We start from the raw sequence: 11,920 nt of genomic DNA on the forward strand, positions 1-11,920 counted from the left end.
AAAGCTTCATGCCATTGTCCTAGTGATTTGTCATTTCGATGAGGAATTTTCATGATGACAATGACCCGATACAACCAACATGGGAATGGGCGTTGATCACCCATTGGCAAAGCCCGGAAAGCTCGGAAATTTGCCCAATTATGCCGTGGTTGCCATTTTCATTGGCGGCATGTTCTACGTGGGCTGGTCGCTGACGCGGGATCTGACGAGCTCTGTCGCTGTGCCATGGATACTTTTGGGGCTGGCGCTGGTCACAGCATTGGGCTTTGAGTTCGTCAACGACTTCCACGACACTGCCAATGCCGTCGCGACAGTCATCTATACGAACTCGCTTCCCGCCGAGATTGCCGTCATCTGGTCCGGCTTCTTCAATTTTCTCGGCGTTCTCACGGCAAGTGGTGCGGAGATCCGAGGATCCACACATTGATAGCGCCGTTCCTGTTCTTAGGGTTTGCGGGTCAAGCCAGAGAATGACGGGCGAGGTGAGGCGTTTTGGAAACCGTTAAAACAAAACCGCCCGCAATTTCTCGCGGGCGGTTCTGCGCTGCCGTGCTGGTCCCCAGACCGAAACCAGAGAAGGCCACAGCAGAGCAATTCCAGGAAAAGTGGGAACCGGTTTACCGATCAGAATTACGGCCCTGATCTTTACTGCCGGGTTACAACGACGGGAATCAAAAGGTCTCCCCAGTTTCCATCACCGCCATGATGACGGGCAGAGCGGACCAGCTCGACCGAAACCCCGGCATCAACCGCCTTCATGACAGACTGGTTGAGGCGATGGAGATCATTGGCAACCATACGAATAACAGCCTGCTGGTCTGTATTCATGGAGGAAGCCTGTTCCTCAGCCCGTTCTTTTACGCGTGAAATGGAAGCCATGATCGTTCTCCTCTTGTTATCTCTATTCGGCAGCCGGGCGGAATTGCGCGGTTTCCGTTGATTCCTTCATTGCGGTTGTTGAAGACTGGCCACCTGTGATCGCCAGTGAAACCGCATCAAAATAGCCTGTGCCAACTTCGCGTTGGTGTTTGGTGGCGGTGTAGCCATTTGCCTCAGCGGCAAACTCAGCCTCTTGCAATTCCGAATAGGCGGACATCTGCCGGTCCTTGTAGCCACGTGCCAGTTCAAACATGCCGAAGTTCAGCTGATGGAAGCCGGCCAGCGTAATAAACTGGAATTTATAGCCCATCGCACCGAGTTCGCGCTGGAATTTGGCAATTGTTGCTTCATCCAGATGCTTCTTCCAGTTGAAGGAAGGCGAACAATTATAGGCCAGTAGCTTGCCCGGATGTTCCTTGTGCACACCTTCGGCAAAGCGTCGTGCTTGTTCCAGATCAGGCTTGGATGTCTCGCACCAGATAAGATCCGCATGTGGTGCATAGGCGACAGCACGGGCAATGCAGGAGTCGAGGCCATTCTTGACCTGATAGAAGCCTTCTGTTGTCCGCCCCGCATCATAATCAACAAAAGGCTGATCGCGCTCGTCAATATCTGAAGTCAGCAGCTTTGCAGCTTCCGCATCCGTGCGGGCAATAACCAGTGTTGGCGTACCCATCACGTCCGCAGCCAGACGCGCTGCATTGAGATTGCGAATATGCGCTGCTGTCGGGATCAGAACCTTGCCGCCAAGATGGCCGCACTTCTTTTCCGAAGCGAGCTGATCTTCATAGTGAACGCCAGCCGCGCCTGCCTCGATAAAGGCTTTCATAATCTCGAAAGCGTTCAGGGGCCCACCAAAACCTGCTTCAGCATCGGCGATGATCGGTGCAAACCATGTATCGACCGAAAGACCTTTACCCTCGGCGGTTTCGATTTGATCGGCACGCTGCAACGTCTTGTTGATGCGCTTTGCCAGTTCGGGAGCCGCATTCGCCGGATAAAGTGACTGGTCCGGATACATGGATGAGGCTGTATTTGCATCTGCGGCAACCTGCCAGCCCGAGAGATAGATCGCCTTCAGCCCGGCGCGAACCATCTGCATGGCCTGATTGCCGGAGAGCGCGCCAAGCGCATTGACGAAATCCTCCTCGTGAATGAGTTTCCACAACCGGTTCGCGCCGTTTTCCGCCAGCGTGTGCTTTATCTGAACCGAACCGCGCAGCCGCTTGACGTCTTCAGCGGTATATGGACGCTCAATATTGTCAAAGCGGCCAGCTGGCGCATTCGGTACAAGGTTGTAAAAATCAGTCATTGTCGTCTCCAAAAATAGATGTAAACACTCACGGCGACCAAATCAGGAAGCAAGATAGCCGCTTCTGTTTGACTAAATTTACATTGCACTGCGATGAAAGCGAGAAATATCGCCATTTTATGCCGATATATCGAGTTATCTTGTAATGGGATTTACAGATCGCGATTGTAAATCTGTAAATGTTGTAATAGGCTGCAAAGAGCGCTTTAATGTAAATATTGTCACAGAATGCGGGAGTTGTGATGGCTGAGGGGAAAATCTTCGCAGGTCCGCGCATCAGGCGCATCCGCAATGAGCAAGGTTTAACGCAGACCTCCATGGCCGAGGCGCTCGGCATTTCGCCTTCCTATCTCAATCTGATCGAGCGCAATCAACGTCCGCTCACCGTGCAGCTCCTGCTCAAGCTATCCTCCACCTATAAGATCGAGCTGGATACGCTGCAGCTTGAAACCGGCTCGTCCATGGCGTCGCTGAAAGAGGTATTTTCTGATCCGCTGTTGAATGGAGAACTGCCGGGTGATCAGGAACTGATCGAGATTTCCAACGCTGCGCCCAATGCTGCCACCGGCATGATCAAGCTCTACCGCGCTTATCGCGAACAGCAAGAGCGCCTGTCGGATCTTTCGGCGCTTCTGGCCAAGGACGGGCAGGCGCCATCGCTTTCCGGCACGCGCCTGCCGCTCAATGAAGTGCGCGAGGTGATGGAGCGCCGCGCCAATTATTTCCCGCGCATTGAAGGAGAGGTAGATAGCTTCCTCAGTCTGATAAAGCCCGGGGATGATCTTTCAGGAGCGCTGAAGGCGTGGCTGAAAAGCGAATATGGCACCACAGTTCGCATCCTGCCGGTCGCGACCATGCCCAACTGGCGCCGCCGTTATGATCGTCACTCGCAGCGCCTGTTTCTGTCAGAGCGCCTGTCGCCTTTCGACCAATTGCGTGAACTGGCCATGGAGGCGGCGCTGATCCGCATGCAGGTGGTCATTGCCGCCGAAATTCAGGATCTCAAATTCTCATCCGACGAAGCCCGCCGTATCGCCCGCTTTGAATTTGGCCGCTACGCCGCCCATGCGCTGATGATGCCCTATCAGGCGTTCCAGACCGCCGCTGCCCGCGCCAGATATGACATTGATGTGCTGCGCTCTCGTTTCTCCGTTTCCTTCGAACAAGCGGCAAACCGGCTCACCACGCTTGCCGCACCTGGTAACAGCATTCCCTTTTTCATGCTCGAAGTCGATCATGCGGGAAACCGTTTCCGCAGGGCGGGCGCGCAGGGTTTTCCACAATCGCGCTTTGGCGGCGACTGTCCCAAACTTGCCATTCATTCGGCCTTTGCGCAGCCCGGTCAAATATTGGTTGAGGCGGTGGAAATGCCGGATGGTGCAGAGTTTTTGACCATCGCGCGCACGCTCGAAGGTCCGCAAGGCGCTTTCAATGAGCGTCCGCGTCGTACTGCACTTCTGCTGGGATGTGACATCAGCTTTGCCGATGAGACAGTCTATGGTAGCGCGCTGGGAAATCGCAGCATTAGTGCCGCGCCTCTTGGCAAGTTTGTTGGTCTCACGCCTGTCGGGCCCGCCTGCCGCCTGTGCGAGCGCTCGGCCTGCCTTTCCCGTGCCGAGCCACCGGTTACACGCCCGCTCGGCCTTGATGAAATGGTCACAGGGTTGAGCGCGTTTGATTTTCAGTAATCATCCTCTCGGCCTTTGGCCACGAAACAGCGGCTGCTGTTTTTCGATCAGTTGCGCAAGCCGCTCGACCAAGGTGCGGATTTCCGGGCGCCGCCTGTCATCATCATGCATCACCAGCCATTGCCGGTGATAAAGCGGCTTGATCTCCTCGCCGGCCCGCACCAGCGAAGGGTCAGTATCGCCAACAAAGCACGGCAGCACTCCCCGTCCGGCTCCGCTACGCAGAAGATCATGCAGCATGCGCGGATTATTTGCCCAGATCGTCACCCATAGGTCTGTCTGAGCAAGCAGCCAGCGCGCAGAAGGTGCGACCGCGTCATCAGCCCCGATCCCCACCCAGTTGCAGTCACGCACCATGTTGAAATGGCTGGCGCAGTAGGGTGCATAGGCAACATCGCCAATCGGTCGCGCCGCCAGATTGCTGCTTTCCGGAAAGCTGTTGCGAATGCCGATTTCCGCTTCGCGATGCGCCAGATCAAGACGGATTTCCGCCGTCTTGAAACAAAGACGGAATGGGTCGTCAGGCGTCCATAGCTGCGCCAGATTGACCGCCATGAAATGCGACATCCAGCTGCCAGCTGAAATACGCACCGTCGGAAGCTCATTGACGCCTTCATTCCAGGCGCCGATAGACCGGGCGGCTTCGTTCATCGCCAGAACATGTGTGAGCAGCGCTTGTCCGTCCTTGGTCAGCGAATAACCGGTTTGCCGCCGTATGAAAAAGTTGCGCCCCATCTGGCGCTCCAAAGCCAATAGCCGCCGTCCTATTGTCGCCGGGCTTGCACCGGTTTTTTCCGATGCGCCGGTTAAGCCACCCTCGCGCGCAACATGCAAGAAAAGTTTCAGGTCATCCCAATTCTCGTTTTTCATTTTTGAAAAACCTGTTTCATCGTTGCTCGTAGAAAACGGCCATTAATCTGCCCATTCTTCTCTCATGTGCAAACGGTTTTTTACTGGAGATAAATATGAGTGACGATTTTTACCTGTTGTGGGGTACGGCCCATCAGCTAATAAGCCGGAATCAAAGGTGTCGGATGTCGGAGGATGAGTTTTATGAAAAGTACGGTGGACCACCAAGCCGGCTTTCCCTGTTGCTCAATCGCTTTTTTACATTGATACGTTCCGTGTTTTTGCGGGGCAAAGGTGCGTAACACCACTGAGTTTGATGCAAAAAAATTCACGCCCAAACAACTTTCTGCATAAGACCTGCGCGATCCTAGTTGACGAAGTCATCGCAATCTAAAAAGGTAGGGGAAACTTACCTGTGCGGTGCACCTTCGCGGATGCACAAAGATACAGTAAAGCGTCGATCTGGGAACGAGCGGCATTGTAGAAGGTGCTGGCAGCATGGAGAAAATAATGGGTATCAAAACAATATTGTTAACCGCAACGCTTGCGCTGGGGCTGACCACATCGGCGTGGGCGCAGGAACGCGTCGTTAATGTCTACAACTGGTCAGACTATATTGACCCGACCACTCTTGAAGATTTTACCAAGGAAACCGGAATCAAGGTCGTCTATGACACCTTCGACTCCAACGAAATTCTGGAAACCAAGCTTCTGGCAGGCGGAACCGGCTATGATGTTGTTGTTCCGACAGCCTCCTTTCTCCAGCGCCAGATTGCTGCCGGGGTATTCCAGAAGCTCGACAAGTCAAAGCTGCCAAACCTCTCCAATATGTGGGACGTCATCTCCGAGCGCGTCCAGAAATACGATCCCGGCAATGAATATGCGGTTGACTGGATGTGGGGAACCACGGGCCTTGGTTATAACGTAGCCAAAGCCAAGGAAATCCTGGGCAATGATGAGCCGCCGACATGGGATGCATTGTTCAAGCCGGAACTGGCTGCCAAGTTCAAGGATTGCGGCATTCATGTTCTCGACTCGGCAACCGATGTCCTGCCATCCGTTCTTGCCTATCTTGGTCTTGATCCGGACAGCAAGAACCCGGACGACCTGGCAAAGGCCGGCGAGTTGCTGGAAAAGACCCGCCCCAATATCCGCAAGTTCCATTCGTCAGAATATATCAATGGACTGGCCAACGGCGATATTTGCCTTGCGCTCGGCTATTCGGGCGATATTTTCCAGGCCCGCGACCGCGCAGCGGAAGCCAAGGCCGGTGTTGAAGTCGGCTATTCCATTCCGGGTGCTGCGCAAATGTGGTTCGACGTGCTGGCCATTCCTGCCGATGCGCCGCATGTGGCCGAAGCACACGAACTCATCAATTATCTGATGCGTCCGGATGTAGCCGCCAAGGCTTCCAACGTGGTCTTCTATGCCAATGGCAACAAGGCCTCGCAGGAATTCGTCAGCAAGGAAATCATGGATGATCCGGCGATTTATCCAACGCCTGAAGTTCTGTCGAAACTGTTTACCGTCACGCCCTACGATACCAAAATTCAGCGTGTGGTGACGCGCCTGTGGACCAAAGTCGTCACAGGCCAATAATCAACAAAGACCCCGGCAGCAATTGCCGGGGTCTTTTAACAAAAGCGACAGAATATCGGGGCATATTATGAAGTCATTGGGAAGTTTTCGCCGCAAATTTGCACCCTGGAATGATCCGGAAGCAAAGCCCTTCATCGCTGTCGAGAACGTTACCAAGAGATTCGGCGATTTCACCGCGGTCGACGATCTTTCCCTGAATATCTACAATCGTGAGTTCTTTGCGCTGCTCGGCGCGTCGGGTTGCGGCAAGTCAACGCTGCTGCGCATGCTGGCTGGCTTTGAAACACCGACATCGGGCCGTATTTTGATTGATGGCCAGGATATGAGCGGCATTCCGCCGTATAAGCGTCCGGTCAATATGATGTTCCAGTCCTATGCGCTGTTTCCGCATATGACAGTCGAGGGCAATATCGCCTTTGGCCTCAAGCAGGATGGCATGCCCAAAAACGAGATCGAAGCCCGCGTTGCCGAGATGCTCAAACTGGTCAAGCTCGAACAATTTGCCAAGCGCAAGCCGCACCAGCTTTCTGGCGGGCAGCGCCAGCGCGTAGCCTTGGCGCGTTGTGTCGCCAAGCGGCCAAAGGTTTTGCTTCTGGATGAGCCTCTGGGCGCACTCGACAAGAAGCTGCGAGAGGAAACCCAGTTTGAACTCATGGACCTGCAGATGAAGCTGGGTCTGACATTCGTTGTGGTGACGCATGATCAGGAAGAGGCAATGACCATGTCAGATCGCATCGCGGTCATGGACAAGGGCAAGGTCAAGCAAGTGGCGACCCCTGCAGAAGTTTACGAAGCACCTAATTCGAAATTTGTCGCAGACTTTATCGGCAATGTGAATATGTTCGAGGGTACGGCGGCGGCGGTCGAAAAGGGCAAGATCGATATTGACGTTGCGACCGATAAAATGACGATCCGAACGGAGGCGACGCGCGACTGTTCTGTCGGGCAAACGGTCGGTTTCGCAATCCGGCCGGAGAAAATCAGGATCAGCCGTAAGGAGCCTGCAAACTCCTCAGTTAACACCGCTTATGGCGAGCTTTACGACATTGCCTATTTCGGTGACATGACAGTTTTCCATGTGCGGCTTGAAAATGGCCGTATCATCAAGGCGGCAAGCCTGAATGCAGTGCGCACGGTGGAAGACCCGCTTGGATATGAGGATATGGTCTGGGTCAATTTCGATACCGATGCCGGTATTCTTTTAACCGCGTGAGGAGGGCTATCCGATGCAAAAATTGATAGCATCCGTCACAAGCCGGTTGGTCATCAGCGTCCCTTATCTGTGGCTGCTCATCTTCTTTCTTGTTCCATTCCTCATCGTATTCAAGATTTCCCTGTCCGAAGTGGCGATGGCCATTCCGCCCTATACGCCCGTGCTTGATATTACGGCGGGTATCAGGTCTGTCTTCAACAGCATATCGCAGTTCTCCTGGGATAATTATATCTGGCTGGTCGAGGATCCGCTTTACTATAAGGCCTATATTTCCAGCCTGCTCATAGCGGCGGTTTCAACCCTTCTGACACTCATCATAGGCTATCCAATCGCCTATGGCATGGCGCGCGCGCCTGCAAGCGTTCGCCCGACTCTGCTTATGCTTGTCATTCTTCCATTCTGGACCAGTTTTCTTATTCGCGTTTATGCGTGGATAGGCATTTTGAAGCCCGAGGGATTGCTCAATCAGTTTCTGATGTGGGCCAATGTCATCGATACCCCGCTGAATATTCTCAACACCAATACGGCGATTTTCATCGGTATCGTCTATTCCTATCTGCCGTTCCTCGTCCTGCCGATTTATTCGGCTTTGGAAAAGATGGATTATTCGCTGGTTGAAGCTGCCGAAGATCTTGGATGCCCGCCGCTCATGGCGTTCTGGAGGATCACATTTCCACTCTCAATGCCCGGTGTCATTGCCGGTTGCTTCCTTGTTTTCATTCCGGCTACCGGCGAGTTTGTCATTCCTGATCTCTTGGGCGGCTCGTCTACGCTGATGATAGGCAAGACATTGTGGAGCGAATTCTTCTCAAACCGCGATTGGCCGGTGTCGTCGGCGGTTGCGGTTGTTCTGCTTTTGCTGCTGGTCGTGCCCATTGTGCTGTTCCAGCGGTCCGAAGCCAAAGCCCAGGAAAGCGGGAAATAAAATGAACACAACCTGGTCCCGCTTTAACATTGCTTCGCTGGTTTTGGGCTTTGCCTTTCTTTATCTGCCCATCGTTCTGCTGGTGATCTATTCGTTCAACGAGTCCCGTCTCGTCACCGTTTGGGCGGGTTTCTCCACCAAATGGTATGTATCGCTTTTCCACAACCAAGCCTTTATCGATGCGGCTTGGGTTACCATCCGTGTCGGCCTGATTTCGGCGACCTTTGCTACCATTCTTGGCACGCTCGGTGCGTTGGCGATGACCCGCTACACGCGCTTTCGCGGGCGCATGCTCTTTTCCGCGATGATCTATGCGCCGCTGGTCATGCCTGAAGTCATCACAGGTCTGTCACTGCTGTTGCTCTTTGTCGCCATCGGTCTCGACAGGGGCATCTTGACAGTCACGCTCGCGCATATCACTTTTTCCATGTGCTTCGTGGCCGTGGTGGTTCAGTCGCGCCTTGTCACCTTTGATCGTTCGCTGGAAGAAGCGGCGATGGACCTTGGCGCAACGCCCGTCACGACGTTCTTCAAGGTGACATTGCCGGTTATCCTTCCTGCTGTCGTCTCTGGCTGGATGCTTGCTTTCACCCTCTCGCTTGATGATCTGGTTATTTCCAGCTTCACTTCTGGACCAGGGGCAACCACCTTGCCGATGCGCATTTATTCGCAGGTGCGTCTTGGCGTGACACCGGAGATCAATGCTGCCTGCACGATCCTTATCGCCATTGTTGCTGTGGGAGTAATCATCGCTTCGATTGCCAATAAGCGCCGTGAGGTCAACCGTGCCCGCGATGAACAGGCCGCCGCACGGAATTGATGCAGGAAATGCTGTTGTTTGCAGCGTAAGTAAACAGCAAAAAAAGCGCGAACCTTTCTCTCTCCACCAGAGGGATAGGCGAATTATTGTGAAATGATTGGCGAGATGAATGGATTGTCCCACGAGCCGCCGATGAAGAACCGCGTATGATTGAACATAGGTTCCGGCTTTGGCGCATCAGCCGGCGCGCCTTCCGCAGGCGCGGGTGTAGCAATCGGTGCTGCGAAGTCACCGGTGAGTGCCAGGCTCTTGCTCACAAGCGTTACAATGCCTGCAAAGGTAAAGGTGCCAAGCTTGTTCTGGATCTGCGCCGTTTCGAGCGCCGCGACGCCGTCCATGATATTTGCCTTAAGCTCCAGTCTGTCGAGACTAAGCCATGCATCGGTCTTTTCGTTCAGGCTGAAAAATCGATCTGTCTTTGCTTTGCTAAGCAAGCGATTGAGATCGAGACTACGGATTTGACCATTGCCGAAGCGCATGGATAGCGTGCCCTTGGCGCTGCTCAAGGCTGTGGACCAGCGTGTTATCGGACCCTTCAGCACCAGTGACACGGTGCCCTTGCCAAGCTCAAAGCGATTTCCAAGTCCGAGCAGCGAGGCGATGGAAGCGCTGTTTACATCGGTTCCATTCAAGCGCAACTCCCCGGTTGTCCCGGCTTCAGGTTCGTCGGCAAGTTGGAAGCTTCCGGCAACCGAGCCGTCAAAAGCAGTGGCATCGCCAATGTCAAATATGGCGCGGCCGTTCCGCACTTGTGCAGTAGCCGCCACCTTTGTCAGACTGACATTGCCCGCCGTTGCCTTTTGCGCCGAAACCCGCAGATCAAGATTGAGCTGTTTAAGAAAGGCCGTGTTTATCTCAGCGTCGGAATTGGCTGAGCCATCCGGTAGCGGCATGATGCCGGAGAAAACCGAGCGAAGGTCCAAAGTCTCGAATGCCAGCGTTCCATTGATACCAAGCGGAGTGTTTGTTGCCGCGTTATTCAGCGTGATTTCGATCACACCCTTTGCCGGATTGTCGTTCAGCGTGGCCGTCAGATTATCCAGTTTCACACGGGAAGATGAGCCGGTAACAGAAGCATCAAGCGTAAAGCTGCCAATGGGCGCCGTCGGGATTTCCGCCATTCGGGACCATTCGAGCGTGCGTCGCAGCGATGGCGAGGTGAGGGAGAGTGTCCCTTCAAAAAAACGGTCCTTGGCAATATTGGCGGAGCCATTGAAAGAAAGGGTCAGAGGCGTCGAACTCAGATTGATCTGCATCGGGCTTGACCCGCCCGCCAGAAGCAGCAGCGCCTTGCTGGCAGAGCTGTCGATTTCAGTCTCTTCGCCATGCCAGATTGCTTTGCCCTGAAAGCTGGCAATGCCAGATGTCTGCGGCCAGTCAAAAACACCGCTTATGCTTGAAATCTGTTCTTCAGCGCCGTTGATGGGCCTTTTGAACGTGACCATTGCATCTTCCAGCCGTACGCGCCCGAATGGCTGCGACGACACTGTGCTCATATCCGGCTTGGCAGGGTTCGCCACGATAGCGGCCTTTGCCTCGCGCACGACATCGCCGATGCGCCCATCGCTCCTGGCAAGCGCTTCACCAATATCTGCAAGGCTTTTAATTGGCTCATCGAGGACAAACCGTGGCCTGATGATTTTGGTCTCGGTGAATTCGGTTTTTCCCATCAATGCCGAGAGCAGGGAAAGATCAACCTCGATCCGCTCTGCCTGCATGAAGGGTTGGCCTTCCGTAGCCCATGGGTTGCGGATGGTCACATTGCCCATTGACGCGGTGAATGTTGGAAAGAAGGAAATGTGAGGCTCTTGACTTGCTTCGACGCTGTAGCCAGTCCAGTTGCTGATTTCTTGAGCCAAACGCTCGCGAATGAGATCCGTGCTGACAAGGCTGGGCAAAGCAACGAGTACCCCACCGGCGATAAATGCCAATAGCAGGATTGTCGCCAAAAGGTTTCTCGGTCTCAGCCAGAACATGAGTATTCCGATTTACAGCCAGTGAGCCAAAGCTCATGGTGCTATTGCACTATGTATCAACGGTTTAGCCATCATGGGCAGCAATTCAAGTCGATAAAGCGGCTTTGGCGCAATTTTATTGCCTAAGGTCCTGTTTAATCCCGTGCGCGCGCATTTTCAAATTGACAGGCGCGCGTCTGGTCGGAGAACGTAAGGACGGTAAGACCGTGATATATTTAATTGGCGACGATCACGTCCTGAAGCTTATCGAGAATGCGATTGAGCAACATTAACCACCAAGTTTTTTTGAAAGGAATGAATTATGAGCAACTGCACTTTTCCGCATCACCACGATCATGATCACAAGCATGAACCTAATTGCGGCCACACCGCCATTCGTCACGGCGATCATGTGGACTACCTTCACGATGGCCATTTGCATCACCCTCATGGCGACCATATTGATGAGCACGTGCTTGAGGTAAGCGCTAGAAATCCTGATCGCTGCACACCGGAACATCATTGCTCGGGCCACGATGCTGACCATGTGCATGGTCCTGGCTGCGGCCACGAGGCCGTACCCCACGGGGATCATATTGATTATCTCGTGGATGGGCATTTGCATCATCCACATGGCGATCATTGCGATGATCATGGCCCCGTTGAAATCGTCGCCTGAT

The 11,920-nt window shown here is 53.9% G+C and carries 10 protein-coding genes and 1 pseudogene; 7 read left to right on the top strand and 4 right to left on the bottom strand.

Features of this window, described 5'->3' with window-relative positions; genetic code table 11:
* Positions 1–79: 79 nt before the first annotated feature.
* Positions 80–403: pseudogene (locus tag AC6CHM_RS10210) on the top strand (inorganic phosphate transporter); the annotation flags it as partial.
* A 242-nt stretch (positions 404–645) separates the two neighbouring features.
* On the opposite strand, the gene AC6CHM_RS10215 reads toward AC6CHM_RS10210, so the two are convergent.
* Both AC6CHM_RS10215 and aceA read right to left on the bottom strand, forming a co-directional pair.
* A complete protein-coding gene (locus tag AC6CHM_RS10215) occupies positions 646–879 on the bottom strand; it encodes an SMc00767 family acetate metabolism repressor (protein WP_115051250.1) in 234 nt (77 codons plus the stop codon).
* A gap of 22 nt (positions 880–901) precedes the next feature.
* A complete protein-coding gene (gene aceA / locus AC6CHM_RS10220; protein WP_115051249.1) occupies positions 902–2,191 on the bottom strand; it encodes an isocitrate lyase in 1,290 nt (429 codons plus the stop codon).
* A gap of 242 nt (positions 2,192–2,433) precedes the next feature.
* Here aceA and AC6CHM_RS10225 point away from each other — a divergent pair, with 242 nt between their 5' ends.
* Positions 2,434–3,879, top strand: a complete 1,446-nt coding sequence (locus AC6CHM_RS10225; protein WP_307282876.1) for a helix-turn-helix domain-containing protein — start codon at positions 2,434–2,436, stop codon at positions 3,877–3,879.
* Here the strand turns inward: AC6CHM_RS10225 and AC6CHM_RS10230 are convergent, their stop codons facing one another.
* Positions 3,880–4,749, bottom strand: a complete 870-nt coding sequence (locus tag AC6CHM_RS10230) for a LysR family transcriptional regulator (RefSeq protein ID WP_115051247.1) — start codon at positions 4,747–4,749, stop codon at positions 3,880–3,882.
* A 489-nt stretch (positions 4,750–5,238) separates the two neighbouring features.
* Between AC6CHM_RS10230 and AC6CHM_RS10235 the strand changes: the two genes are divergently transcribed.
* The 4 genes from AC6CHM_RS10235 (at position 5,239) to AC6CHM_RS10250 (ending at position 9,285) form a co-directional block, all read left to right on the top strand.
* Positions 5,239–6,327 (top strand): polyamine ABC transporter substrate-binding protein, encoded by a 1,089-nt coding sequence (locus AC6CHM_RS10235; protein WP_498173030.1) that lies wholly within the window; start codon positions 5,239–5,241, stop codon positions 6,325–6,327.
* Between the two features lie 67 nt (positions 6,328–6,394).
* A complete protein-coding gene (locus tag AC6CHM_RS10240; RefSeq protein ID WP_115055258.1) occupies positions 6,395–7,540 on the top strand; it encodes an ABC transporter ATP-binding protein in 1,146 nt (381 codons plus the stop codon).
* A gap of 13 nt (positions 7,541–7,553) precedes the next feature.
* Positions 7,554–8,465 carry an ABC transporter permease subunit gene (locus AC6CHM_RS10245; protein WP_498173032.1) on the top strand — a complete coding sequence of 304 codons (912 nt, stop codon included), beginning with the start codon at positions 7,554–7,556 and terminating at the stop codon, positions 8,463–8,465.
* Between the two features lies 1 nt (position 8,466).
* Positions 8,467–9,285, top strand: a complete 819-nt coding sequence (locus AC6CHM_RS10250; protein WP_115055256.1) for an ABC transporter permease subunit — start codon at positions 8,467–8,469, stop codon at positions 9,283–9,285.
* 83 nt (positions 9,286–9,368) lie between these two features.
* Here AC6CHM_RS10250 and AC6CHM_RS10255 read toward each other — a convergent pair whose 3' ends face one another.
* On the bottom strand, positions 9,369–11,261 hold the full coding sequence (locus AC6CHM_RS10255) for an AsmA family protein (RefSeq protein WP_498173034.1): 1,893 nt from the start codon (positions 11,259–11,261) through the stop codon (positions 9,369–9,371).
* A gap of 301 nt (positions 11,262–11,562) precedes the next feature.
* On the opposite strand from AC6CHM_RS10255, the gene AC6CHM_RS10260 reads away from it, so the two are divergent.
* Positions 11,563–11,919 (top strand): hypothetical protein, encoded by a 357-nt coding sequence (locus AC6CHM_RS10260; RefSeq protein ID WP_498173036.1) that lies wholly within the window; start codon positions 11,563–11,565, stop codon positions 11,917–11,919.
* The last annotated feature ends 1 nt before the right edge of the window (position 11,920 follow it).

The organism is Phyllobacterium sp. GQ127 (assembly GCF_059758635.1).